This is a genomic window from Lawsonibacter sp. OA9, assembly GCF_022440585.1.
In genome coordinates, this window is sequence record NZ_JAKNTI010000022.1 from 42179 (window position 1) to 67514 (window position 25336).

General features: G+C 60.9%; 30 protein-coding genes. 25 read left to right on the plus strand and 5 right to left on the minus strand.

Going from position 1 to position 25336, the window contains the following annotated elements; all coding sequences use genetic code 11:
• Nucleotides 1-3 precede the first annotated feature (3 nt).
• From MCG44_RS01135 to MCG44_RS01170, 8 genes are all read left to right on the plus strand, one after another.
• Nucleotides 4-678 (plus strand): hypothetical protein, encoded by a 675-nt coding sequence (locus MCG44_RS01135; protein WP_240286369.1) that lies wholly within the window; start codon nt 4-6, stop codon nt 676-678.
• Between the two features lie 21 nt (nt 679-699).
• On the plus strand, nt 700-1641 hold the full coding sequence (gene miaA / locus MCG44_RS01140) for a tRNA (adenosine(37)-N6)-dimethylallyltransferase MiaA (RefSeq protein ID WP_147572481.1): 942 nt from the start codon (nt 700-702) through the stop codon (nt 1639-1641).
• Between the two features lie 67 nt (nt 1642-1708).
• Nucleotides 1709-1945 (plus strand): RNA chaperone Hfq, encoded by a 237-nt coding sequence (gene hfq, locus MCG44_RS01145; protein WP_147572480.1) that lies wholly within the window; start codon nt 1709-1711, stop codon nt 1943-1945.
• Nucleotides 1946-2064: 119 nt separating this feature from the next.
• Nucleotides 2065-2175, plus strand: coding sequence for an RNA chaperone Hfq (locus MCG44_RS01150; protein WP_147572479.1), 111 nt, complete (start codon nt 2065-2067; stop codon nt 2173-2175).
• 104 nt (nt 2176-2279) lie between these two features.
• Nucleotides 2280-3545, plus strand: coding sequence for an HlyD family efflux transporter periplasmic adaptor subunit (locus MCG44_RS01155; RefSeq protein WP_240286371.1), 1266 nt, complete (start codon nt 2280-2282; stop codon nt 3543-3545).
• Between the two features lie 50 nt (nt 3546-3595).
• Complete coding sequence (locus MCG44_RS01160) at nt 3596-4321, plus strand: YggS family pyridoxal phosphate-dependent enzyme (RefSeq protein WP_240286373.1); 726 nt, start codon at nt 3596-3598, stop codon at nt 4319-4321.
• 26 nt (nt 4322-4347) lie between these two features.
• Nucleotides 4348-4848 (plus strand): cell division protein SepF, encoded by a 501-nt coding sequence (locus MCG44_RS01165; protein ID WP_147572476.1) that lies wholly within the window; start codon nt 4348-4350, stop codon nt 4846-4848.
• 123 nt (nt 4849-4971) lie between these two features.
• Nucleotides 4972-5712, plus strand: a complete 741-nt coding sequence (locus tag MCG44_RS01170) for a DivIVA domain-containing protein (protein ID WP_147572475.1) — start codon at nt 4972-4974, stop codon at nt 5710-5712.
• A 38-nt stretch (nt 5713-5750) separates the two neighbouring features.
• Here MCG44_RS01170 and MCG44_RS01175 read toward each other — a convergent pair whose 3' ends face one another.
• Nucleotides 5751-5972 (minus strand): hypothetical protein, encoded by a 222-nt coding sequence (locus MCG44_RS01175; protein ID WP_240286375.1) that lies wholly within the window; start codon nt 5970-5972, stop codon nt 5751-5753.
• 94 nt (nt 5973-6066) lie between these two features.
• Between MCG44_RS01175 and MCG44_RS01180 the strand changes: the two genes are divergently transcribed.
• The 17 genes from MCG44_RS01180 to MCG44_RS01260 all read left to right on the plus strand — a co-directional run bounded on the left by MCG44_RS01180 (nt 6067) and on the right by MCG44_RS01260 (nt 21679).
• Nucleotides 6067-6240 carry a ribbon-helix-helix domain-containing protein gene (locus MCG44_RS01180; protein WP_240286377.1) on the plus strand — a complete coding sequence of 58 codons (174 nt, stop codon included), beginning with the start codon at nt 6067-6069 and terminating at the stop codon, nt 6238-6240.
• A gap of 429 nt (nt 6241-6669) precedes the next feature.
• Nucleotides 6670-8091, plus strand: a complete 1422-nt coding sequence (locus MCG44_RS01185) for a glycine--tRNA ligase (RefSeq protein ID WP_240286379.1) — start codon at nt 6670-6672, stop codon at nt 8089-8091.
• A 361-nt stretch (nt 8092-8452) separates the two neighbouring features.
• Nucleotides 8453-9229: a TIGR00282 family metallophosphoesterase gene (locus MCG44_RS01190; protein ID WP_147572471.1), complete on the plus strand. Its 777-nt coding sequence runs from the start codon at nt 8453-8455 to the stop codon at nt 9227-9229.
• A 2-nt stretch (nt 9230-9231) separates the two neighbouring features.
• Nucleotides 9232-10314 (plus strand): metallophosphoesterase family protein, encoded by a 1083-nt coding sequence (locus tag MCG44_RS01195; RefSeq protein WP_186852931.1) that lies wholly within the window; start codon nt 9232-9234, stop codon nt 10312-10314.
• A complete protein-coding gene (locus MCG44_RS01200) occupies nt 10311-12563 on the plus strand; it encodes an ATP-binding protein (protein WP_240286381.1) in 2253 nt (750 codons plus the stop codon). Before MCG44_RS01195 ends, MCG44_RS01200 begins: the two co-directional genes overlap by 4 nt.
• 68 nt (nt 12564-12631) lie before the next feature.
• Nucleotides 12632-13243 carry a signal peptidase I gene (gene lepB / locus MCG44_RS01205; RefSeq protein ID WP_240286383.1) on the plus strand — a complete coding sequence of 204 codons (612 nt, stop codon included), beginning with the start codon at nt 12632-12634 and terminating at the stop codon, nt 13241-13243.
• A gap of 192 nt (nt 13244-13435) precedes the next feature.
• Nucleotides 13436-13828 carry a zinc ribbon domain-containing protein gene (locus MCG44_RS01210; protein ID WP_240286385.1) on the plus strand — a complete coding sequence of 131 codons (393 nt, stop codon included), beginning with the start codon at nt 13436-13438 and terminating at the stop codon, nt 13826-13828.
• A 10-nt stretch (nt 13829-13838) separates the two neighbouring features.
• Nucleotides 13839-14663, plus strand: a complete 825-nt coding sequence (locus MCG44_RS01215) for a purine-nucleoside phosphorylase (protein WP_240286387.1) — start codon at nt 13839-13841, stop codon at nt 14661-14663.
• Nucleotides 14664-14697: 34 nt separating this feature from the next.
• Nucleotides 14698-14970, plus strand: coding sequence for a hypothetical protein (locus tag MCG44_RS01220; protein WP_186852927.1), 273 nt, complete (start codon nt 14698-14700; stop codon nt 14968-14970).
• A gap of 1 nt (nt 14971) precedes the next feature.
• Nucleotides 14972-16276 carry an amidohydrolase gene (locus tag MCG44_RS01225; RefSeq protein WP_240286389.1) on the plus strand — a complete coding sequence of 435 codons (1305 nt, stop codon included), beginning with the start codon at nt 14972-14974 and terminating at the stop codon, nt 16274-16276.
• 72 nt (nt 16277-16348) lie between these two features.
• Complete coding sequence (locus tag MCG44_RS01230; protein WP_240286391.1) at nt 16349-18184, plus strand: polysaccharide biosynthesis protein; 1836 nt, start codon at nt 16349-16351, stop codon at nt 18182-18184.
• A 97-nt stretch (nt 18185-18281) separates the two neighbouring features.
• The gene (mazG, locus tag MCG44_RS01235; protein ID WP_240286393.1) at nt 18282-19082 is read left to right on the plus strand and encodes a nucleoside triphosphate pyrophosphohydrolase; all 801 of its coding nucleotides are present in this window, start codon (nt 18282-18284) and stop codon (nt 19080-19082) included.
• A gap of 76 nt (nt 19083-19158) precedes the next feature.
• The gene (locus tag MCG44_RS01240; RefSeq protein ID WP_147572462.1) at nt 19159-19434 is read left to right on the plus strand and encodes an HU family DNA-binding protein; all 276 of its coding nucleotides are present in this window, start codon (nt 19159-19161) and stop codon (nt 19432-19434) included.
• A 64-nt stretch (nt 19435-19498) separates the two neighbouring features.
• Nucleotides 19499-19741, plus strand: coding sequence for an RNA-binding S4 domain-containing protein (locus MCG44_RS01245; RefSeq protein WP_147572461.1), 243 nt, complete (start codon nt 19499-19501; stop codon nt 19739-19741).
• A 33-nt stretch (nt 19742-19774) separates the two neighbouring features.
• Complete coding sequence (locus MCG44_RS01250; protein WP_240286396.1) at nt 19775-20812, plus strand: FAD:protein FMN transferase; 1038 nt, start codon at nt 19775-19777, stop codon at nt 20810-20812.
• Nucleotides 20809-21186: a NusG domain II-containing protein gene (locus tag MCG44_RS01255; protein ID WP_240286397.1), complete on the plus strand. Its 378-nt coding sequence runs from the start codon at nt 20809-20811 to the stop codon at nt 21184-21186. The genes MCG44_RS01250 and MCG44_RS01255 overlap by 4 nt, the downstream gene beginning before the upstream one ends.
• A complete protein-coding gene (locus MCG44_RS01260) occupies nt 21167-21679 on the plus strand; it encodes a Gx transporter family protein (RefSeq protein ID WP_240286399.1) in 513 nt (170 codons plus the stop codon). Before MCG44_RS01255 ends, MCG44_RS01260 begins: the two co-directional genes overlap by 20 nt.
• Before the next feature lie 39 nt (nt 21680-21718).
• Here MCG44_RS01260 and MCG44_RS01265 read toward each other — a convergent pair whose 3' ends face one another.
• The 4 genes from MCG44_RS01265 to MCG44_RS01280 all read right to left on the minus strand — a co-directional run bounded on the left by MCG44_RS01265 (nt 21719) and on the right by MCG44_RS01280 (nt 25331).
• Nucleotides 21719-22987: a TRAP transporter large permease gene (locus tag MCG44_RS01265; RefSeq protein ID WP_186852922.1), complete on the minus strand. Its 1269-nt coding sequence runs from the start codon at nt 22985-22987 to the stop codon at nt 21719-21721.
• A complete protein-coding gene (locus MCG44_RS01270; RefSeq protein ID WP_186852921.1) occupies nt 22984-23469 on the minus strand; it encodes a TRAP transporter small permease in 486 nt (161 codons plus the stop codon). The genes MCG44_RS01265 and MCG44_RS01270 overlap by 4 nt, the downstream gene beginning before the upstream one ends.
• A 101-nt stretch (nt 23470-23570) precedes the next feature.
• Nucleotides 23571-24638 (minus strand): TRAP transporter substrate-binding protein DctP, encoded by a 1068-nt coding sequence (dctP, locus tag MCG44_RS01275; protein WP_240286401.1) that lies wholly within the window; start codon nt 24636-24638, stop codon nt 23571-23573.
• Nucleotides 24639-25331: a DUF2848 family protein gene (locus MCG44_RS01280; RefSeq protein ID WP_240286403.1), complete on the minus strand. Its 693-nt coding sequence runs from the start codon at nt 25329-25331 to the stop codon at nt 24639-24641.
• Nucleotides 25332-25336: the final 5 nt, after the last annotated feature.

A 25336-nucleotide genomic window follows, 5' to 3' on the forward strand; every position in this document is an offset into this window, starting at 1 on the left:
TCCATGGCGATCGAATGGAATCGGTATCTGGCCCGCTACCAGCAGGAGCGGGGCGGCTATTTCTTCGGCAACGGAGACTCCTGCTGGGACGGATATCTGGTACTGGCGGAGGGGGAAAAGACCCCCCTTCTGGTCTGGTTTGACACGGAATTCACCGGAGGGAGCAGCAGAGACGTGCTGAGGGCCCGGACCATGGTGTGGCTGGATGGGGAGTATACGTTACACATCCGGGCCAAGAGCGTGGTGGGGGCGGGGGTTCAGAACGTGATGGGTCTCGTGGGCGGAGATATGGAGTTTGGATATCCTGAGGCCACCCGTGGCCGGATCATCACCACCAACAGCCCCGCCTTTACCAAGCTGGTGCTGGGAGATCTGGCCCTCCGCAACGCTTTGGCTATGCGGGAAAAAGATTCCATCCAGGTGGGAGAGGCCCCCCAGGGCGGGGGCTGGCATAGGATAGAAGTCAATGCCGGCGATGTGTTCGGCACAATAGGGGGCGCCTCCCCCTGGATCAATGAGGCTATGGCCGCTGATACCCTCTATATGGACCCGGAGGACAAGGAAGCCCTTTTACAGGCGGGCAGCAGGTGCTTTAATACTCAAATGGACGGGTTTTTAGGGCTCCTCCGGGCGGCACGGGACGGGGTGACCATGTGGCCTATGCCCAAGACAACGTAACTGACAGCGGAGGTGGCTCTTATGCCCCCAAAAATCTTAGTCATCAGCGGCCCCACCGCCTCCGGCAAGACAAAGCTGGCGGTGGCGCTGGCCAAGGCCCGGGGCGGCGAGGTGGTGTCCGCCGACTCCATGCAGATCTACCGCCGCATGGACATCGGCACCGCCAAGCCCACCCATGAGGAGATGGAGGGCGTGCCCCACCATATGCTGGATGTGGCCGAGCCGGAGGAAAACTTTTCTGTGGCCCGGTATGTGGACATGGCCGCCCGCTGTGTGGACGACATTCTCGCCCGGGGCGGTCTGCCCATCGTGGCCGGAGGGACCGGACTGTATATCGACTCCCTGCTTTCCGGGCGGACCTTCGCCCACTTTGACCCGGACAGCGCCCTCCGTGCCCAACTGGAGGAGCGGGTCCGGCGGGAGGGGGGCCAGGCCCTGCTGGACGAGCTGGCCAGGGCGGACCCGGATACCGCCGCCCGCCTCCACCCCAACGATGAGAAGCGGATCGTCCGTGCCCTGGAGGTCTATCTGTCCACGGGAAAGACCATCACCCAGCACAACAGGGAGACCCTCGCCCTGCCCCCCCGCTATGACGCCCTGACCATCACCCTGGCCTTTCAGCGCCGGGAGGATATGTGGGCCCGTATCGACCGCCGGGTGGACGAAATGATGGAACGGGGGCTGGCACAGGAGGTCCGCTCCCTGCTGGACAGCGGCGTGCCGGAGAAGTGTACTGCCATGCAGGCCATCGGCTATAAGGAGATGGCCGCCGCCCTGCGGGGAGACGGGGATGTGGACCGGGCCGCGAGGGAGATCCAGCTGCGCTCCCGTCAGTACGCCAAGCGGCAGCTCACCTGGTTCCGCCGGAACGGGGCGGCCAAATGGATCACTTGGGACTCTGAGCCAAATTTTGCCCAGGCCCTCCAGGTTTCGACAGGATATCTGGAAGATTTTGGTATATAGTGGAAGCACTCAAGGGTGGAAAACAAATCTGGTTTCCCCCTTAAAGAAAAAAGGAGTGCTACATATCATGCAGAAAACCAACAACCTTCAAGAGATTTTCCTGACCCAGGTCCGCCGGGACCGCCGGCCCGTCACCATGTTTTTGATGAACGGCTTTCAGATGCGGGGCTATGTCACCGGATTTGACGCCTTTACTGTAGTGCTGACCAGCGATGGCAAGCAGCAGATCATTTATAAACACGCCATTTCCACCATCGTTCCGGAGCGGCCGGTGCCCCTGTGCGAGCCCGGGGAGGGAGACTAATCTGCTGCTTGCCGCGGGAGCGCCAGCGACCCGCGCGAAGCGCGTAAAATTGCCGGCCGAGCCGGCAATTTCCGGAGGGGCAATTCATTTGCCCCGAGGATATAAAAAAACGGGACCCCATGGGGGCTTGCCCCCCATGGGAAAAGCAGCAGATTATTTATAAACACGCCATTTCCACCATCGTTCCGGAGCGGCCGGTGCCCCTGTGCGATCCGGGGGAGCTGGAATGACCACCGTCTGTCTCAAGGGCGGTCTAGTGGCTCCAGGGCTGTGAATTGCGGGTCCTCCGGGGTTCCGCCGGGGCAGGCACGCTGTACAGAAAGAGAGAATACCCATGAAGCAAGGAAAATCTGTCATCACGCTGGTGATGGTCCTCATCGCCGGGGCGCTGGCCATCTACTTTGGCTACTACGTCTTTGACACCTTGAACGACCCCTTCACCACCACTCTGGCCTACTCCTACACGGTCAACGACAGCGTGGAGGCCGATGGTCTGCTGGTCCGGGAGGAGAAGGCGCTGTCCGGTCAGGCCGGCATCCTGGACGTGACCCGGACCGAGGGAGAGAAGGTGGGCGTGGGCCAGACCGTGGCTCTTATCTACCGGGACAGCCAGGCCCAGGCCGACCAGGCCGAGCTGGACAGGCTGTCCATGGAGATCGAGCTGCTCCAATATGCCGCCGCCCAGAGCGGCGACGTGGAGTCGGCCGCCCGGCTGGATGAGGATATCCTCCAGTCCGTGGTATCTCTGCGGGCCTCTACGGCCCTGGGGGACTACGCCGATCTGGAGGATCAGGTGCGGGAGGTAAAGAGCGGCGTCCTGAAGCGGGGCTATACCTACGGCGACGGCCTCACCTCCGCCGATTTGACGGCCCAGCTCCAGAGCCTGAAGAGCCAGCGTTCCGCTCTGTACAAGCAGTCTTCCGGGGCCACGACCCGGATCACCGCCGACCGGTCCGGCGTGTTCTCCAGCCTGGTGGACGGCTATGAGAGCTTGCTGACTCCGGAAACGGTGTTCCAGCTCACCCCCTCCTCCCTGGCCGCCATGATGGACAGCCAGAGCGCCGACGAGGGCGCGGTGGGCAAGCTTATCACCTCCGACCGGTGGTACTTTGCCGCCAGCCTGCCCAACGAGGCGGCGGAGCGGCTGCGGGAGGGGGGAACGGCCCTCCTCCGGTTTACCGGGGACTTCTCCCAGGACGTGGACATGCGGGTGGAGCAGGTGGGTCCCACAGAGGGAGAGGTGACCCTGGTGGTCTTTTCCTCGGATCGGTATCTGGCCCGTACTACTCTGCTGCGCCATCAGACGGCAGAGCTGATTTTTGAGAGCTTCTCCGGCCTGCGGGTGCCCAAGGAGGCGGTCCGCATGATAAAATCTACCCAGAAGGATGAGGAGACCGGCGAGGAGCGGGAGGTCAGCAAGCTGGGCGTCTATGTGCTGGTGGCCGGCCGGGCGGAGTTTAAGGGCATCCAGGTGGTGACGGAGGGCGGCGACTACTATGTGGTCAAGCCTACTTCCACCAGCAGCGATGCCCTGCGGGCCGGGGACGAGGTCATCACCCAGGCCATCGGGCTGTTTGACGGCCAACTGCTTCAATTCTAAGCGCATTCAAAAGGGGAAGATCCCTTGAGATAGAGAGAAGGTCATATTTTATGGAGCTGGCACAAAATATTCAGGCGGTGCGGGCAAAAATCGCCCAGGCGGCGGCTGACGCTGGCCGGACGCCGGGTGAGATCACCCTGTGCGCCGCCACCAAGGTACAGACGGACGAAACCATCCGGGCGGCTATTGCCGCCGGGGTCCAGGTGTGCGGGGAAAACCGGGTTCAAGAGCTGACCGCCCACCTGGAGGCCGGGGCCTATGAGGGGGCCAGGGTCCACTTTATCGGCCACCTCCAGACCAACAAGGTCAAGCAGGTGGTGGGAAAGGTGGAGCTCATCCATTCGGTGGACTCGGAGCGCCTGCTCCGGGCCATCCACAGCCAGGCGGAGAAGTTGGGCATTGTCCAGGACATCTTGCTGGAGGTCAACATCGCCGGCGAGGAGAGCAAGGGGGGCTGCTCCCCTCAGGAGGCGGAGGAGCTGGCCCAGCTGACGGCCCAGCTTCCCCATGTCCGGCTCCGGGGCCTGATGGCTATTCCTCCGGTCTCACTGGAAATTGGTTCCAACCGGCCATATTTTCAGGCCATGCGACAGCTTTTTGTTGACATAAAGGAGAAAATGTCGGATAATCAAGCTAGTATAGACTGTCTGTCCATGGGGATGAGCGGCGACTACGCCGACGCCATCGCCGAGGGATCTACTCTTGTCCGGGTGGGCACCGCCCTGTTTGGGCCCCGGCCTCCCATGGGCACGCCCCGGACGGACATACACAAATGACGCGCTGAAGAAAAGAGGAACGTGTGATGGGACTTTTTGACGAATTTAAGCGTTTGGCCCACCCCTATGAGGACGAGGAGCCCGACGACGACTTTGATGGCTTTGACGACTTCGACGCCCCCGCCCCACGGGCAGAGCGCCGGGAGCGGCCCGAGCGGTTGGAGCGGTCCTCCCGGAATGTGGACACCCTGTACGGCTCCTCCCAGGAGGAGGAGCGCCGGAGCAACAAGGTGGTCAACATCCGGGCGGCGACCCAGCTCCAGGTGGTGCTGGTCAAACCGGAGAAGTTTGAGGACGCCTCCGCCATCGCCGACCATCTGCGGGAGAAGCGAACGGTGGTGCTGAACCTGGAGTCCACCAACAAGGAGATCGCCCGCCGCCTGCTGGACTTCCTGTCCGGCGTGGCCTACGCCAACGAGGGCAAGATCAAAAAGGTGGCCATCTCCACCTATATCATCACCCCTTACAACGTGGATATCCTGGGCGACCTGATCGACGAACTGGAGAACAACGGGCTATATTTCTGAGATCGCCGCCCAAGCCCCGTCACGGATGGGGCGGCGCGGCAAGCGCCGTAAATTGGAAGGGCCGGCATACCCGTCGGCCCGCTTCCCTTTTGGCAGTAGAAAGATTTTAGGAGGGATCACACTATGCTTACGCCCCAGGAAGTGTCTGAGCGCGCCTTTCAAAAGGCCACCTTCAACGGCTACAATATGTCCCAGGTGGACGAATTTTTGGATATTCTGACGGCGGATTACTCCGCCCTGTACAGCGAGAACGCCGTGCTGAAAAGCAAGATGAAGGTGTTGGCCGACAAGGTGGAGGAGTACCGGGCCACCGAGGACGCCATGCGGCAGGCCTTTATGATCGCCCAGCGCCGGGCGGATGATCTGGTCCGGGAGGCGGAGCAGAAGCGTGCCGCCCTGATCCACGAGGCGGAGGGCGAAGCGCGCCAGCGTATGGAGAGCATTACCAAGGAGGTGGAGGCGGAGGAGTTCCGGCTTCAGCAGGCCAAGAACGCCACCGCCGCCTTTGTGGATAAGCTGCGGGCCATCCACGCCAAGCAGGAGGAATTTTTGGACCAGCTGGGCGAGATGTGTCCCGACGCCCAGCCCCAGCCGGCCCCTGATCCGGTGGAGGAAACGGTGTCCGAGATAGACGACAATGTTCAGCGATTGCTGAACCAGGCCATGCTGGAGGCCACGGCGGAGAATTTGAAGGCCCGCCAGGAGGCGGAGGAGGAGCCTGAGGATCTGGAGGATACCGCCGAGTTTGGCCCCGTGTCGGGCGGCGAGGCGGAGGACGAAGATGAGGAGGATCTGCCCCCAGTCCGGGGCAGCCGCATTAACTTCGGTGAGCTCCAGTTCGGCCGAGACTATGAGATCAAATGAAGAGAGCCGGACTTGTCCGGCGTGAAATAAGCGGCCTCTCAACCGATTTCCGGCTGAGAGGCCGCTTCACGCTGTCCATCTTCCGCGCCGCCGCGGAGGAGGGTAAAGATGGGCTCCTCCTGAGGCGGGGCCCCTCCCGCCGCCTGCCATCCAGCGGCAAAGGCCAGACGGGCCAGGGTGAACATCTGGTTCGCCGCCTCGTCATAGTCCCTCCGCTCTAAAAAGCAGGAGAAGGCGGCTTCAAAATCATTGGAATACATATGCATCACCTCTTTTAGTACGATTATAGGCGATTCGATAGGATTCGTCAATATTAAATACTATTTGATAGTATAGTCGTATATGGTGATAAGTATGAAGCCGCTTAAAACAAAAATCAGTATTACATTGGATGACCCGGTACTGGAGCAGACAAAGCGTCTGGCTGAAAGAGAGGACCGCTCTTTGTCCAGCTATATCAATCTGCTCCTGAAGGCCCATCTGGAGCGGATGGAAAAAAACGGGGCTGACGGGGCGAAAAAACCGTAAATTCCCTTGACAACGGGGAAAAACTGTCATACAATACGCTTCAAAGCAAGGACAGAGAATAGTACCCAGCGGCGGGGCTTCAGAGAGAGGATGGCTGGTGAAAATCCTCCAAAGCCGCGAAGGGAAGGCGCCTCTGGAGCGCGGGCAGGAAATGGCCCGCCGGTCCCCCGCCGTTACCGGGAACGAAGTGCGTGTCAGCCAGACACGAATTCAGGTGGAACCGCGGATATTTGTAACATATTCGCCCTGAGCCCAAAGGGCTCGGGGCGCTTTTTTTGCTCTGGGCCATGAGAAGAACCCATGATCCTGGTAGGGCGGGGGCTTGCCCCCGCCGCCGGCACAGGACATGAACCGATAGAACGGCGGGGGCAAGCCCCCGCCCTACCGTCTTCTTCTCAACGAAAAAACAAAGAAAAAGGAGCAAGCATCATGAAAAACACCGAAAAGACCATGGAGAAGATCGTCAACCTGTGTAAGGGCCGGGGCTTCATTTTCTCCGGCAGCGAGATCTACGGCGGACTGGCCAACACCTGGGACTACGGCCCCCTGGGTGTGGAGCTGAAAAACAATGTGAAAAAGGCATGGTGGAAGAAGTTCGTTCAGGAGAACCCCTACAACGTGGGCCTGGACGCCGCCATTTTGATGAATCCCCAGGTGTGGGTGGCCTCCGGCCACGTGGGCGGCTTCTCCGACCCCCTGATGGACTGCAAGGAGTGTAAGGAACGCTTCCGCGCCGACAAGGTCATCGAGGATTGGTGCCAGGAGAACAGCTTTGACCTGGGCCACAGCGTGGACGCCATGAGCCAGGCCCAGATGAAGGAGTTTGTGGAGGAGCACAACATCCCCTGCCCCTCCTGCGGCAAGCACAACTGGACCGACATCCGCCAGTTTAACCTGATGTTCAAGACCTTCCAGGGTGTTACCGAGGACGCAAAAAACACCGTCTACCTCCGCCCCGAGACCGCCCAGGGCATCTTTGTCAACTTCCAGAACGTCCAGCGCACCACCCGCCGGAAGCTGCCCTTCGGCGTGTGCCAGGTGGGCAAGTCCTTCCGCAACGAGATCACCCCCGGAAACTTCACCTTCCGTACCCGTGAATTTGAGCAGATGGAGCTGGAGTTCTTCTGCACCCCAGGCACCGAGCTGGAGTGGTTCGCCTACTGGAAGGACTTCTGCCATCAGTGGCTGTTGAACCTGGGCATGAGGGATGAGAATTTACGCCTGCGGGACCACGACCCGGAGGAGCTGTCCCACTACTCCAACGCCACCACTGACTTTGAGTTCGTATTCCCCTTCGGCTGGGGCGAGCTGTGGGGCGTGGCCAGCCGGACCAACTTCGACCTGACCGCCCACCAGAACACCTCCGGCAAGGACATGACCTACTTCGACCAGGAGAAGAACGAGCACTATATCCCCTATGTGGTGGAGCCCTCCCTGGGCGCCGACCGGGTGACACTGGCCTTCCTGGTGGACGCCTATGACGAGGAGGTGGTGGATGCCGAGAAGAACGATGTCCGCACTGTCCTGCGCCTCCACCCTGCCCTGGCCCCCTTCAAGTGCGCCGTGCTTCCCCTGTCCAAGAAGCTGTCCGACAAGGGCCGGGAGATCCAGGCCGAGCTGTCCAAGTATTTCATGGTGGACTACGACGACGCCGGCTCCATCGGCAAGCGTTACCGCCGGCAGGACGAGATCGGCACCCCCTACTGCATCACCGTGGACTTCCAGACCGTGGGCAGCGACACCGATGAGGCGGACAACGCCGTTACCATCCGGGACCGGGACACCATGGAGCAGGTCCGTGTTCCCATCAGCGAGCTGAAGGGCTGGCTGGAGGAGAAGCTGGCCTATTAAGCAGACGGCCGCCACCTGCTCCATGCCGCCTGCTGAAGCGGCGGTTTAAAAATTCGACCGCAGGGAGAATTTCCGGAGGGCGGATCCATTCCGTCCGAGGATTTTAATTGCCTTGGGGCCCCACACAAAGCCCGCTTTGTGTGGGAGCGCAGGTCCGTGTTCCCATCAGCGGGCTGAAGGGCTGGCTGGAGGAGAAGCTGGCCTATTGATCTGCCCCTCCGCCCCGCAATCAGGCCCTCCGTGCCGCCCATGACCTCCATGGGCGGCGCTTTCTTTTGCCTCCGGTGGTTGCGGACCGGCCTGGGATACGGTATAATCCATTTGAATAGAAGTGGTACCAACTTGGAGGAGGGGCTTTGTTATGCTGTTGAAGATACTGGCCGTGGGGGATGTGGTGGGCGAGGGAGGCCAGGATATCCTGGCCCGCCGGCTGCGGGAGCTGCGGGAGGACACCGGGGCCCACTTTGCCGTGGTCAATGGGGAGAACGCCTCTGGTGTGGGCATCACCCCCGCCCAGGCCCGGCGGATGCTGGAGGCGGGGGCCGACGTTATCACCTTGGGCAACCACACCTGGAACCGTATCCAGATCGGCGAATTTTTGGACAAGGACCCCCATATCCTCCGTCCGGCCAACTACGCCGGCCGGGTGCCGGGCCGGGGAATGGGGATATACCAGTGCCAGGGCCAGCGCGTCGCTGTCCTGAACCTGATGGGCCGGGTGGAGCTGAACCCCAACCTGGACAGCCCCTTTAAGGCCACCAATTTCCTCCTCCGGGGGCAGGACTACGACCTGGCCCTGGTAGACTTCCACGCCGAGGCCACCAGCGAGAAGGGGGCCATGGCCTGGTATCTGGATGGGAGGGTCCAGGCCGTCTGGGGCACCCACACCCATGTGCCCACCGCCGACTGCCAGATCCTGCCCAAGGGCACGGGCTTTGTCACCGACCTTGGAATGACAGGTCCCAAGCGGTCCGTGCTGGGCATACGGCCGGAGCACTCCATCAATCTGTTCCTGGGAGGACTGCCCCGGCGGTATGAGGAGGCGGAGGGGAACTGCAAGCTCAACGCCTGCCTGTTTACCATTGACACGGAGAAGAAGCGGTGCGTGGAGGTCCGCCGGGCGGACCTGGAGGAATAATCATGATTAGAATAATCCATGGGGCTGACTTCCACCTGGACAGCCCCTTTTCTGGCCTCTCCCCGGACCAGGCGGCACGGCGGCGGGGAGAGCAGAGGGAGCTGCTGGGCCGCATGGCCCAGGCGGCACGGGAGAGGGCGGCCGACCTGGTGCTGCTGGCCGGAGATCTGCTGGACTCGGAGCGGGTCTTTCAGGAGACGGCCCAGGCCCTGGCCCGGGCCCTGGGGGACATCCCCTGCCCGGTGTTCCTCTCTCCGGGAAACCACGATTTCTGGTCTCCCCGGTCGGTGTACGCCACCCTGGACTGGCCGGAAAACGTCCATATTTTCTCCTCCCCACAGATGGAGGCGGTAGAGCTGCCCCAGTTGGGCTGCACGGTCTGGGGCCGGGCCTTTTATGACAGCCGCCAGACAGACAGCCCGCTGGCCGGCTTCCGGGCCCCAGAGGGGAAGGGTGTGCAGATCATGTGCGTCCACGGCGACACGGCGCCCCAGAGCGAGTATGGGCCCCTCTCCCCCGCCGAGATCGAGACCAGCGGCCTGGACTACCTGGCCCTGGGCCATATCCACCAGGGGAGCGGCCTGCGGCGGGCGGGCCGGACCTTCTGGGCCTATCCCGGCTGCCCGGAGGGCCGCGGCTTTGACGAGCTGGGACAGAAGGGCGTGCTCTATGTAGAGCTGGAGGAGGGCCGGGCCCAGGCCCAGCTCCTCCCCCTGGGCCGCCGCCAGTATGAGATTCTGCCGGTGGATGTTACGGGGAAGGAACCGCTGGAGGCCGTACTGGCCGCCCTGCCCCAGGACACCAGCGAGCACATTTACCGCATTGTGCTCACCGGCGAGGGAGAGAGCCCAAATCTGCCGGCGCTGGAGCGGGAACTGGCCCCCCGGTTTTACGGCCTGACCCTCCGGGACCAGACAAGACTGCCCACAGACCTGTGGAAACGGCGGGAGGAGGACACCCTGACTGGCCTCTTTCTCCGGGCCATGTGGACAAAATGTCAAGAGGAGCCGGAGGAGCGGACCTATCAGATGGCCGCCCGGTTCGGCCTGGCCGCCCTGGAGGGCGGGGAGGATGTGTCCCTATGAAGATAAGATCCATGACGGCCACTTTCGGCAAGCTGGACCACGCCCGGCTGGAGCTGGGGGATGGCTTAAATCTGATCTATGCCCCCAACGAGGGGGGCAAATCCACCTGGGCCGCCTTTTGGAAGGCTATGCTCTATGGCATCGATACCCGGGACCGGGATAAAAAGGGGTATTTGGCGGACAAGAACCGGTATCAGCCCTGGTCCGGCGCCCCCATGGAGGGGACTATGGACCTGGAGTGGCAGGGCCGGGACATCACCCTCCGCCGGGGTCCCAAGGGCAGCGCTCCCTTCGGGGCCTTTTCCGCCGTCTACACCGGGACGGAGGAGGCGGTCCCCGGCCTGACTGCCGCCAACTGCGGCGAGCTGCTCACCGGTGTGGGACGGGAGGTCTTTGAGCGGTCGGCCTTCATTGGATCGGGTGGAGACCTGGCGGTTACAGCGGCCCCGGAGCTGGAGCGGCGTATTGCCGCGCTGGTGTCCTCCGGGGAGGAGGACGTGTCCTACTCCCAGACCGAGGGGAGGCTGCGGGAGTGGCTCAACCGCCGAAAGGTCAACCGAAGCGTGGGGCTGATCCCCAGGCTGGAGGGAGAGCTGCGGGAGGTGGACCAGGCTCTGGAGCAGTTGGAGGAGCTGTCCGGCCGCATCGCCCTGCTGGAGGGGGAGCGGACCGCCCTGTCCGCCCGTAGAGACCTGCTGGCCGCCGAGCGGGCGACCCACCGCCGATTGGCCCAGCGAGAGCTGGACCGGCGCTTTGCCCAGGCCAGGGAGGAGCTTGAGGCGGCCAGGAGCCAACTGGCCACCCTGGAGGGGGAGACGGCCAAATACGGCCCGCTGCCCGACAAGGACCTGCTGAAGAAGGCACAGGGAGAGCTGCAATATTTGAAGGTGCTGGACGAGGAACTGCGCCAGGGCGAGGCGGCCCGGAAGGAGGCGGAGGAGGTCTATGTCCAGGCACAGATCGCGGCCCAGGACGACCGCTTTCCTGGCATGACCTGGGAGGAGGGGGTCCAGGCCGTCCAGAAGGCCCTGTCCGACTACAACACCGGTCTGGCCACCGCGCGGGTCAAGGGGATGGCATCCAAGCTGTTCCCTGCTCTGGGCCTGCTGTTTGCCCTGATTGCCGGTGTGGTCGGCGGGGTCCGGGAGGGACAACTGCTGTCCTATCCCCTCTACGCCGGGGGCTTCATCTTTCTGCTCACCTTGATGGCGGGGTTTGTCAACCACACCGGCCGACGGGCCTGGGAGGACCGGTGCGCCAAGCTGCTGGAGCGGTACCGGGTGCAGTCCCCCCAGGAGCTGGAGGAACTGGCCCAGGACTACCGGCGGCGGTGCCAGGCGGCGGAAGAGGCGGCCCGCCAGGTTCGGACCATCCGGGGAACGTTGAGCGACCGGCAGGCCCGCCGGGACAACAGCCGGACGGACCTGTTGGACTTTGTCCACACTTTCTCCCCCCAGGTCACCGACCTGTTCGGCTGCTCCGCCGCCCTGTCCAGAGGGCTGAATCTGGACCACGAGCTGTCCCTGGCGCGGGAGCGGGTGGAGGAGCGCCGCCGCCGTCTGGATGACTTAGAGGCCCAGGGAGGCGGGCTGCCTGAACCCGTTGGAGAGGCGGAGCCCCCCGCCCGGACACCGGAGGAAACAGAGCGGGCCCTGGCGGAGACGGAGCGCCGGCTGGCCCAGACTGACCAGGACCTGAATCAGGCCCTGGGACAGCGGAAGGCGGTGGGCGATCCGGCGGCCCTGGCTGCCCGTCGGGAGGAGCTGGCTGCCCAACTGGACCGCCGACAGGAGGAATATCGTGCCCTGGCTGTTGCGCTGGAGGCACTGAAAGAGGCCAACGCCCAGCTCCAGCAGCGATTCTCCCCGGAGCTGAACCGGCTGTCCGGCCAGTATCTGGCCCGGCTCACCGGGCAGCGGTACCAGTCGGTGGCACTGAACCGGGAGCTGGAGGGTGCTGCCGCCCGGATAGAAGATGTGTCGCCTAGAAACGCGCTGTTCCTGTCCCGAGGGACCGCGGACCAACTGTACCTGTCGGTGCGGCTGGCGGTGTGCGGCCTATGTCTGCCTGAGAAGCCCCCCATCCTGCTGGACGACGCCTTGGCCGCCTTTGACGACAGGCGGATGGTCCTGGCGCTGGAGTTGCTGGAGGAGCTGGCCCGTGAGCAGCAGGTCCTCCTCTTTACCTGCCAGCGCCGGGAAGGGGCTGCCCTGGAGGGGACGTCTGCGGTTACCCGGTTGGAATTATAAGTTGAATTTGGATGGAAAAGCGGCTATAATAGCAGGGCTTCACGGTGATACAGAAGGAGGGATACCCTTTGTCAGAAGAGATGGATCAGTTCCTGGACCAGAAGGACGAGGAGCCCCAGGAGGTGCGGCCTCTGGGGTCGGAGCTGTATGAGTGGCTCCAGATGCTGATGGGCTGTGTCCTGGCCGCGGTGCTGCTGTTTACCTGCTTGGGCCGTCTGACCCGGGTGGATGGAGAGTCTATGAACAACACCCTGCAGCACGGGGAGATGATGCTGGTCTGGTCCCTGGGCTACCAGCCCCAGCAGGGGGATATCGTGGTCGTCAACAAGACCACGGCTGAGTTTTTAGGGGGCAAGGCCATCGTCAAGCGGGTCATCGCCACCGGCGGTCAGACCGTGGATATCGACTATGGCACCAGTACGGTCTATGTGGACGGGGTGGCTCTGGACGAGCCCTATATCAGAGAGCCTATGGGGGTGCCCTATACCCCCTCCGCCTACGACTCCACGGGAGTTCAGACCCACTGGGAGGTGCCTGAGGGCTCTATCTTTGTGATGGGAGATAATCGGAACAAGTCTACCGACAGCCGGGATGCCCGGCTTGGCGCCATCGACGAGGATTATGTGCTGGGCAAGGTGGTGTGCGGCCTGTGGCCCCCTTCCAAGATCGGTCCCCTGTAACGGAATATCGGCTTCAGCCCGTCCGCGCCCGGCGCGGGCGGGCTATTTTTTACGGAAAACCGCCGGCTGCACAGGGATTTGTTGCAATCACAGGGGGATTGGTGTAAAATAACAGGGAACTGTCACGGGTGGAGAGTGGTCTCCTCCCCTCTGACGAAACTGAAATACAGATGCGGGAAAGGAGCGCATAGTATGGACGACAAGGTGAAGGAACTGCTGGATAAGATCCGCGGCACTGCCTCTGTGGCCGCCGACGCCGCCGCCGACACCGCCAGGGTGGCGGGTAAGAAGGCGGGCCAGATGGTGGACGTGGCCAAGCTGAATGTCCAGCTCTTTGATCTGAACGGAGATTTCAACGACATCCTGCGCCGACTGGGCCAGGTGATGTATGACACCCACAGGGGCCAGACCCCTGAGGGAGACCCGGTGACAGAGCTGCTGGCCGAGGCCGATGAGACCGCGGCTAAGGTGGAGGAGGTCAAATCCCGCATTGCTGACCTGCGCCAGTGCCGCAGCTGCCCCGCCTGCGGCACTCCCTGTGGTAAAGGGGACAAGTTCTGCCGCAGCTGCGGCACCTCTCTGTAAGGAGGAAGCCATGAGCTATTCGATGGAGCAATATCGGGCCAGTGCCAGAGCGATCCGGGACCGCCTTGGAGACTTTATCCCCAAGGTGGCCATGGTGTTGGGCTCCGGTCTAGGCTATATGGGGGATGAGGTGGAGGGTGCCGTCGCCATCGATTACTTGGATATTCCCAACTTTAAGGCATCCACCGCGCCGGGACACAAGGGGCGGCTGGTCTTCGGCACTCTGGAGGGGCAGCGGGTGGCGGTCATGCAGGGCCGAACGCACCACTACGAGGGCTACTCCTATGAGGAGGTGTCCTACGCCGTCCGGGTGCTGCGCCTGCTGGGGTGTGACACCCTGATCGTCACCAATGCCGCCGGATGCGTCAACACCAGCTGGCAGGCCGGGGACCTGATGCTCATTACCGACCACATCAAGATGTTTTCCGAGTCTCCTCTCCGGGGGGAAAATCTGCCCGAGTTCGGGGTCCGATTCCCCGACGCCTCCCATCTGTACACCCCCCGCCTCCGGGAGCTGGCCCGCCAGACGGCCCAGGAGCTGGGCATTCCTCTGCGGGAGGGGGTCTACTTCTACTGCTACGGGCCTCAGTATGAGACCCCGGCAGAGGTCCGGGCCGCCCGCGTCCTGGGGGGCGACGCCGTGGGCATGTCCACCGCGCCGGAGGTCATCGTGGCCGGCCACTGTGGCATGGAGGTGCTGGGCCTGACTCTGCTGTCCAATATGGCTGCCGGCATCCTGGACCAGCCTCTCAGCGAGCAGGAGGTGCTGGAAGCCGGCGAGGCGGCCCGTGAAAAGTTCTCCGGTCTGGTGCGGGCGTGTCTGAGGAAGATGTGATCTCTTTGCCCGGCGATGAAAGGTGGCTTTGTCCATGATTACAATCTTCAACCGCGCAGAGCTGTTCCTGACCTATGACCTCAGCCGCTTTAACCAGGTGCGCGACACCCTGGAGGGGGCGGGGCTCGACTATATCTACCGGAGCAAGGATCTGACCAGCCCCACTATGTGGGAGGGGCTGTGCGGCGGCAGCAGCCGGGGCCGCACCGGCACCTTCGGTATGAACGACGGGGCCTGGGTGGAATATAAGCTCTATGTCCGCCGGAAGGATCTGGACTGGGCCAGAGCGATACTGAGAGGGATCTGATATGTCACTGTTGTTGGAACATGTCACCGCTGTGACCATGGACTCGGCCCAACCGGTCCTGAAAGACGCATTTGTAGCGGTGGAGGGCACAAAAATCGCCTCGGTGGGCACTGCCCGCCCCCAGGGGGAGTTTGACCGGGTCATTGACGGGACTGGCAAGGTGCTCATGCCCGGCCTGGTCAACGCCCACACTCATGTGGCCATGGCCCTCCTGCGGGGGTACGGAGGCGGACACGACCTGCACCACTGGCTGAACGACTATATCTTCCCGGCCGAGGACAAGCTGGATGCCCGATGCGTTGCCGCGGGCACCGCTCTGGGGCTGGCCGAGATGATTGCTGGCGGCACTACCTGTATCGCGGATATGTATATGTACACCGACGCCATCGCCAAAACTGTGCTGGAGGCGGGCATCTCCGCCAATCTGTCCTGTGGTGGAGTGTATTTTGGAAAACCAGAGGAGTTTGATCCTGCCCGCTGTGAGGACTGCATAAATGAAGAGATCCTGAGGGACTCCTGGCATGGCGCCGGTGAGGGGCAGATCCTAGTGGACGCATCCATTCACGCGGAGTATACCTCCTGTCCCCCACTGTGGGAGTGGACGGCTGACTTTGCCCGGAGGCATGGCTTAGGGATGCAGGTCCACATCTCTGAGACCCAGTCAGAGCATGAGAACTGCTGGAAGAAATATGGGAAAACCCCCGTCGCCCTCCTGGACCAATACGGAGTGTGGGAGCGGGGGGGTATCGCCGCCCACTGTGTCTGGGTGTCTGACCAGGATATGGACATCATGGCCCAGAAACACATCACCGCCGTCCACAACCCGGTCTCCAATTTGAAGCTGGCCTCCGGCGTGGCCCGAGTCCCCCAGATGCTAAAGGCCGGGGTCAACGTGGCCCTGGGGACCGACGGGGTGGCCTCCAACAACAGTCACGACCTGTTTGAGGAGATCAAGCTGGCCGCGATTCTCCACAAGGGAGTCGGCCTGGACCCGGAGGCGGTCACGGCCCAACAGGCCCTGGAGATGGCCACGGTCAATGGGGCCAGGGCCCTGGGCCGGGATACCGGAGTCATCGCCCCCGGCAAGACGGCCGACCTGATCCTGGTGGACTTTTCCGCCCCCAACCTGTTCCCCTGTCACGACGCGGTGGAAAACCTGGCCTTTTCTGCCCGAGGTTCCAACGTGGTCATGAATATGGCCAGGGGGAAGGTCATATATGAGAAGGGGGAATTTTTCACCCTGGACCTGGAGAAGATCCGGGCCGAGGTGGAGGGCTACGCCCTGCCCCGAATCTTTGGCATATGAAGCGATACCCACGGAGAGGTGGGAAAGCGGAGCTCTCTCCCCTCTCTGTGCCCAGCATAAAGGAGGCTGCCTATGTCCCAACGAGATACCGCCCCCCGCCGGATCAGCGGTCAGAAACAAAATACCTTTTTTGGCGGAGCGGCCATCCTGGCTGTGGGCATCCTGGTGGTCAAGCTCATCGGTATGTTCTACAAGATCCCCCTGGTCAATATCATTGGGGAGCAGGGGAACACCGACTTTACCAACGCCTATAATATCTATGCGGTCCTGCTGACCATCTCCACTGCCGGCCTGCCTGTGGCCGTGTCCAAGCTGGTCAGCGAGGCCAGTGCCCTGGGGCGCCACAATCAGATGCGCAAGACCTTTCGGGTATCGATGCTCCTGTTTTTGTCCCTGGGTCTGGTCTCCTTTTTAGTGATGTATTTCAAGGCCGATACGCTGGCCGCCATGATGAACGACACCAAGGCCGCCGCCGGCATCAAGGCGCTGGCTCCCGCCGTAGTGTGCGTGGGCTGTCTGGCCGCCTTCCGGGGGTATTCCCAGGGACACAGCGACATGGCCCCCACCTCCATCTCCCAGATCATTGAGGCCCTTTGCAAGCTGGTCATCGGCCTGTCCCTGGCCTACTGGCTGATTCAGGCGGGGCAGCCCGCCCATGTGGCCGCTGCCGGCGCTATTACCGGCGTGACGGTGGGTACTGTGGTGGCCCTGGCCTATATGCTGTTCAGCTACGGCTTTGGCCGGGCCCGTGAGCCCCGGCTGTCCCGAGATGTGCCAGACGGCGCGGGCAGTATTTTGAAGGATATCCTGCGCATCGCCATTCCAATCACCCTCAGCTCCTCTATGGTGGGCATCGTTACGGTCATCGACTCCTCGCTGGTCCAGGGGCAGCTTCAGCGGGCACTGGTGGAGGACCCCGCCAGTTGGGCGCTGTATGCCGACTTTGTGGACTTTGGCGCCCTGGAGAACGCACTGAACACATGGAAGGAAACTCTGGCTGCTGGGGCCGCCGCTAACATGGCCTCTTTGACCCAGCAGATGGCCCTGGAGGCCCCGCCGGCCGCTGCCCAAGCCCTGAGCGACGCGGTGCAGGATGTGAGCCGGACCCTCTACGGGAATTATGGCGGGGCGCTGAATATCTATAATTTGCCTACTTCCCTTATGGCTGCCATCACTGCCTCGGTCATCCCAGCCGTTTCTGGTGCGCTGGCCCGCCGGGACCGCCGGGGAAGCGCCAAGATCACTGGCTCCGCTCTACGCATCACCGCCCTTTTGGCTTTCCCAATGGGAGTGGGCCTGTTCGTCATGGGCCAGCCTATCATGCGGCTGCTTTTTACCAAGCTCAACCCGGATCTAGCTGGTCCCCTGCTGTCCACTCTGGGCCTGGCTACTGTCTTTGTGTGTATGATGCTGGTGTGCAACTCCATCCTCCAGGCCCATGGGTTTGTCAACCTGCCCGTGTTGGTCATGGTGCTGGGTGGGGTGCTGAAGATCGTGACCAACTATAACCTGGTGGTCCGGCCCGAAGTCGGTATCTTCGGCGCACCGGCGGGTAATATTCTGTGCTTCGGCCTATGCCTGGCGCTGGACTTGCTTATTATTTCCCGGGTCATCCCCAAGAGGCCCCGGTATCTGCCTATTTTTGTTAAACCGCTGGCAGCTTCCGCTTTGATGGGCGGAGCCGCATGGGTAGTCTACCGTGTGCTGGCCCGGTTGCTCAGTGCGGTCCCCGAGGGGGGGACGGAGGCGGTCCTCAGCAGGATGGGCAACGCTGTGGCCACCTTGGCGGCTATCGGAGTGGCTATGGTGGTCTATCTGGTGCTGGTGGTGGCCCTGCGGGCCATCTCACGGGAGGACCTGTCCCTGATGCCCAAGGGGGATAAGCTGGCCCGGTTGCTCCGGCTGTAAGCGCAAATTCCATAATGTGGCATTATTTCAAAGATTTTAGGTATTTTTCCTGAAAAACTTGAAAATATATAAAATGACTTGATAAGGAAGCGAAATTGTGGTAAATTTTCAGTGTATGGACCACTATTCCATGGAGGACCTTCTCCGCATCATGGAGCTGCTCCGCGCTCCGGAGGGGTGCCCCTGGGACAGAGAGCAGACCCACCAGTCCATCCGGCGCAATATGCTGGAGGAGGCCTATGAGGTGGCCGAAGCCATCGATAACCGGGACACAGCCAACCTGAAGGAAGAGCTGGGCGACGTGCTGCTTCAGGTGGTGTTTCATTCCCGCATGGCCCAGGAGGAGGGGCTGTTTACCTTTGACGATGTGGTGGACGGCATCTGCAAGAAGCTGGTATTCCGCCACCCCCATGTCTTTGGCACTGTAGAGGCCGGGGATGCGGACGGCGCTCTTACCGCCTGGGAGAAGCAGAAGCGGGAGGAGAAAGGACAGAAGACCGCCGCTGATTCTCTGGACGGTGTGGCCCGTTCTCTGCCAGCGCTGATGCGGGCGGAGAAAATTCAGGACAAGGCCAAAAAGGCGGGATTCGACTGGCCGGATATCAGTCCGGCGCTGGACAAGCTGTCCGAGGAGCTGGGAGAATTGAAGACGGCCGCGGCCCAGGGCTCCAACGTGGAGGAGGAGCTGGGCGATTTGCTGTTCGCTGCAGTCAAGGTCGGCCGGTTTCTGGGACTGGACAGCGAGCTGGCACTCCACGCGGCCTGTGAAAAATTTATCCGGCGCTTCCGCCGGACAGAAGAGCTGGCCGGGCAGCCGATGACCCAGATGGAGCTATCTGATTTGGAGCGGTTCTGGGCACAGGCAAAGCGGGATAGCGACTCCACTTCGATGACTTAACATCCCCCGGGATTTAAGTATAATCACGGCGGCGGCGCGCTGGCGCTGCCCAAATTCACAGGAGGAGAAAACCACCATGAACAAGACCGAACTTATTGCTGCTGTTGCTGAGAAGGCCGAGCTGTCCAAGAAGGACGCTGAGGCCGCCATTACTGCCACCATCGACGCCATTACTGACTCTTTGAAGAACGGTGAGAAGGTACAGCTGGTCGGCTTTGGATCTTTTGAGGTTAAGGCCCGCGCTGAACGTGTCGGCCGCAACCCTCTGACCAAGGAGACCATTCAGATCCCCGCCTCCAAGACCCCTGTTTTCAAGGCCGGCAAGGCTCTGAAGGATGCTGTGTCCAAGTAAGTTCCGTAAATAGAACGGGGACGCTGTATACAGCGTCCCCGTTTTCCGTAGAGGAGATCATTCTATGCGATTGGACAAATGGTTGAAGGTTTCCCGCCTCATCAAACGCCGCACCGTGGCTAATGAGGCCTGTGACAATGCCCGGGTGGTCGCCAACGGCCGTCCAGTGAAGGCCAGCTATGATGTAAAAGCAGGAGACATCCTGGAGCTCCGCTTTGGAGAGCGCGTTGTCAAGGTAGAGGTGCTGGTGGTGGCCGATAATGTTGGGAAAAGCGACGCGGCGGCTATGTATCGTGAGGTTCTGTAAAGCCTGAGCGGAGAAGGAAAAGGAGGGACCTCTGTGGTCAAAACGCGCATATGGACTGCCGCCCTGGTCCTGGGGCTGTTCCTCTCTCTGCCGGCAGGCTGCCAGGTGGAGGATGTCGGGGAGGAGAGCCGAATCTTTGCCATGGATACGGTCATGACCTTGACCTACTACGGGCAGGACCGAGAGAGCGGACGGGAGGCTCTAGAGGAGGGGGTGGCGGAGGTCTATGAGCTGGAGGACCTGCTGTCCGCCACCGCCCCAGACAGCGAGATATCTGCCCTTAATGAAGCGGGACAGGCGCACCTCTCCCCTGACACGGCCCAACTGCTCTCCGCCGCTCTGGAGCTGTGTGCCCTCACCGGGGGGGCGCTGGATATCACAGCCTACCCCGCGGTGGAGGCATGGGGTTTTACCACTGGGGAGTACCGAGTACCCAATCAGGCGGAGCTGGAGGAGTTGGGTGACCGTATCGACTATACGCGAGTGAGCCTGGACCAGGAGAGCGCCTCCCTGCCCGATGGGATGAAATTGGATCTGGGGGCTGTGGCCAAGGGATACACGGCTGACCGTCTAGCCAAGCTAGCCCAGGAGCGAGACATCACCTCCGCCCTGCTGGACCTGGGCCAGAGCACCATTTTGGCCCTGGGAGCCAAGCCCGATGGTTCTCCCTGGCGCATTGGAATCCAGGATCCCCAGGGAGAGGGCTATCTGGGCGTTCTGGAGCTGGAGGGGCAGGCCATGGGCACCTCCGGCGGCTATCAGCGGTACTTTGAGAGGGATGGAGTGCGTTACTGGCACATTATTGATCCGGCCACCGCTGCTCCAGCCCGAAGCGGCCTGCTCTCGGTCACAGTAGTATCCCCCTCCGGCCTTGCATGTGACGGCCTGTCCACCGCTCTGTTCGTTATGGGACTGGAGCGGGGGACACAATTTTGGCGGGATCACCCCGAACTGGAGTTTGAGGCCCTCTTTATTCTGGAGGACGGCTCTTTGGCCCTTACCTCTGGGCTAAAGGACAGTTTTACTCTGGCGCAGGGCTATGAGGACCGGGAGGTGGAGGTGCTGTCATGAATAAAAATACCAAGATCATCCTGGCCCTGCTTGGGGCAGCGGTAGCTGCCTCTGCCCTGGCGGTGTTCTTGAAGCAGGAACGCCCCGAGGCCCCTGTGGCTGTTATCACCCAGCATGGACAGGTGCTCCAAAAGATAGAGCTGGACAAGGTGTCCGCGCCCTACTCCTTTGTACTGTCTGACGGAGCGGGCGGCACAAATACGGTACAGGTGGAGCGGGGGCGTATCCGGATCAGTCAGGCCAACTGTCCCGACCAGGTTTGTGTGGACCAGGGCGCCATATCCGACGGTACGGTACCCATCGTCTGCCTGCCCCATCAGCTTATCATCGAGATTACAGGAGGGGGTGGCGGCCTTGACGCGGCCACCGGCTAGGGGGGCCCGCAGGCTTACTCTGCTGGCCCTATTTACCGCTATCGCCCTGACGATTTTTATGGTCGAGGCCCAGATCCCCGTGCCGCTTCCGATTCCAGGAGTGAAGCTGGGGCTGGCCAACATTGTCACCGTGTATGTGATGTTTGTCCTGGGGCCCGGTGATGCCCTGCTGGTGCTGTCCGCCAGAGTTTTCCTGGGCGCGGTGTTCTCCGGACAGATGAGTACATTGTTGTACAGCGCCGGAGGCGGACTGCTGTGCTGGCTGGCCCTATGCCTGCTGAGAAGGGTCCTCTCCAGAGACCAGATCTGGCTGTGCAGTCCTGTGGCTGCCATATTTCACAACCTGGGCCAGCTCCTGGTGGCAGCCGGAGTAATGAAGACCTGGGCGGTTTTGGCCTATCTCCCCTATCTGGTCATGGCCGGCGCGGCGGCCGGTCTGTTTACCGGCCTATGTGCCCAGGTGCTCATCCGACATTTGGAGAAAATACATTAAAAAACTCCCGACACAACGTGTCGGGAGTTTTTTATAAGGTTAACCCACTAGATTGGGCAGTAAGGTAACCGTACCAGGGATATAGGTAATGATGATCAGAACAATGAGCAACACACCCAGCATAGGCAGCAGGTCCTTCATCTGCTCCTTCAAGGAGACTCGGCCAATGGATCCAGCCACAAATAGGCACACACCCAGAGGAGGAGTACACATACCGATAGTCAGGTTTACCGCCATAACCAGGCCAAAGTGAATCAGGTCGATACCCATGGACTGAACCAGGGGCAGGAACAGGGGAGTAAAGATGACCAAGGCGCTGGTGGTGTCGATAAAGGTGCCGGCGATGAGCAATACGATGTTGATGACCAGCAGCAGAACATACTTGTTGCTAATGGTAGCGGACAGGAAGGAGCTAACCATCTGAGGTACCTGGGCCACAGTGATGATCCAAGTAAACAGAGATGCGCAGGCCACCACCAGCAACACCTGGCCGGTGGACTTAGCACAGTCAACGAACAGGCCAAAGAGATCCTTCAGCTTCAGCTCACGATAGACGAAGATGCCCAGGATGAGGGCGTAGGCGCAGGCAATGGCGCCGGACTCGGTGGCGGTAAAGACACCGGACAGGATACCGCCAATGATAATAATGGGCATAATCAGAGCCAGAATGGCATCCTTACCGGTGGAAAGAATCTCCTTCATAGAGGCGCGGGTCTCACGGCCGACATAGTGGCGCTTCTTGCCGATGAAATAGCTGAGGATCATCAGTCCAACGCCCATGATGATGCCGGGGATGAAGCCGCCGATAAACAGCTTGCCCACGCTGACGCCAGCCATGGTGCCATAGAGCAGCAAAGGGATAGAGGGGGGGATGATGGGGCCGATGGAGCCGCCGCAGGCAATTAGAGGAGCGGAAAAGGTGTTTTCATAACCCTTTTTCTCCATGATGGGCATCATAATTCCGCCGATTGCCGCGGTAGCCGCAATGGCGGAACCAGTAATGGCGGCGAAGAACATACAGGCTAAAATACTCACCAAGGCCAGGCCGCTGGGCAGGTGGCCAATCAGGGCATCGGCAAAGTCGACAATACGCTTGGAAATGCCGCCCTGTACCATCAGACCGCCAGCCAGGATGAACAGAGGAATAGCGATCAGTGCGGTGCTGTCAGCCCCGGTAAACAGGCGCTGGATGACTACGGTAAGGGGATAACCGCCGGCGACGATGCCACCCAGGGAAACCAGCCCCAGGGAAAAGCAGATAGGAATACCAATGAGGAAGAGAACAAAGAGCAACAGAATATAAATCATTTCTTTTCCTCCTCCTTATTAAAGTTACGGAACTGGCCGATAATATTCTTGATCATGTAGTACAACATCAGCACGGCAGCGCTGGGGATGCTTGCGTAATAAGCGGTCATGGGCAGGGGCAGATAAGAGGTGGTCTGGCGCATACCGCCGATTGCGAACTGATAGCCAATAACAATCAAAAAAACAAAGAAGCCGCACAGAACCAAGTTAATTATTATTTCCACTACCTTCTGGACCTTATTGGGCAGAGAGGTAAGGATTACGTCTACATTCAGATGGTTCTTGTCGCGGACACACCAGGCGGCGCCCCAAAATACTAGATAAGTAAAGGCAAGGCGGAGGATATCCTGGCTCCAGGGTAGGGGGGACTTCAAAACATAGCGGCAGAGGACCTGGGCAAAGGTAACGCCGAAGACGGCGATAGCGCTGACGCCCATGACCAGCCGTGCAAGGAAGTCGACGATTTGGTCAATTACTTTCATATTTTCTCCTTCCCTTAGTACAAAGGAACGTCCGGCGCAGGCAGAGCCTGCGCCGGACATCGTCTTGCAGGCCGATTCCCGAAATAAATCCGGGGAGAGGCTTACTTGTTGGCGTTGAACTCGGCGACCTTGGCCATGACAGCCTCCGTCAGAGAGGGATCGACCAGTTCAGCAACCTCAGGCAGCTTGTACATATCAGCGGTGGCATCCTTGAAGGACTGGATGTCAGGATCCTCGCACACGATGGTGCCGCCGTCCTTAATCTGCTGCAGGTACTCGGCCTCAACAGCGTCAACGGCCGCGCGCTGGGTATCTCTGGCATAGGCAGCAGCCTCGTCCACCCAGGCCTGCTGCTCAGGAGTCATGCCGTTGTACAGATCCAGATTCATAATGATGCTCTCGGCACCATAGGTGTGGCCGTCCATGCACATATACTTCTGGACCTCACCAAAAGCGGAGGTGGCGATAGAGGCAATGGGGTTTTCCTGACCGTCCACGGTGCCCTGCTGCAGAGCGGTGTACAGCTCATTAAAAGCGATGGGGGTGGCGATAAAGCCCAGCGCGTCGGCCAGAGCGAACCAGATGGTGGCCTCCTGAACACGGATGGACTGGCCCTTCAGATCAGCGGCGGACTTGATCTCCTTGCCGTTGGTAGTGAAGTGACGGAAGCCCAGCTCACAGAATGCCAGGTGCTTGATACCCTGCTCCTCGAACAGAGGGGCAAACTCGTCCTGCAGGAAGTTGTCCAGCACATAGTAGGCCTCTTCCTTGGTTTCAAACAGGTAGGGCATAGACAGGACCTGGGTTTCAGGCACCCAGTTGGGCAGAGTGCCGTCAGTGGTCACGACAGTCATCTCCAGAGAACCCATCTGCACGCCCTCAGCGGCCTCACGCTCGCTGCCCAGGGAGGAGTTGGGATACACCTCACCCTTGATCTGGCCGCCGGAGAGTTCCTCGATCTTCTCAGCAAAGGCGCGGGCGGCGATGGTGGACTGGTGATCTTCGTTACCAGTGGTGGCGATCTTCAGGGTGTAGGATTTGCCCTCAGAGTTGGTGTTGGTGGCGCCGCTGGAGGTGTTCCCGGCGGAGCTCCCGCCGTTTGTGCTGCCGCAGGCGGCCAGAGAAAGTGTCATGGCGGCGGCCAGAGCAAAACTCAGAATTCTTTTCATTTATCTTTCCTCCTCAGAAATAGCGATTACGTTGTAGTCAGAAGTAATCTTGCGGTTCAAAACTTCGTCCACCATTTCATAACGGAAATTGGTGCCGAAGGTAAACCCATTCAAAAGGGGCACGGTGCCAGAGAAGATGACCACGTTGTCAATGCCGCCTACACGCTCGTCCAGCTCCTTCAGGATGAGGTCGGGGGGTAGGATGTCGGCCAAAGTACCGTCTTGATAGGCGATCTCTTTGCCATCCACAGTCTGATAGGAGCGCAGCTTAATGCCATCCCAATGGTCCTTCATATCCTCATAGTCCCAGACCTGGACAGCAATGGGCTTGGCACAGGCCTGCTTGGACTTGGGAACGCTGGCGCTCTCCAGGGCACGGTCGGTGTGGTCACTGCCCACGCCAATGTAACGCTTGCCGTCTTTGATGATGATGACGTACTCCACCTCACCACAGGTCTTCTCGCCCACAAAGTGCAGGTCCTTCTCCTGAGTCAGGGTGTAGTTGCCACACTGAAAGATGGTGGGGATGCGCTTGGGGGCGGGAACACCCAACTGCTCCTCCAGCTCCTTGATGTGCTCCATGGTTTTTTCCATGTTGCGTCCGGCATAGCCGATGGCGAAGACACGCTCATAGTTCAGCTCGAGAGCCTCACTGCCATTTGCCTTCTCCAGAGTAAAATTGATTTTGCTCATGTCAA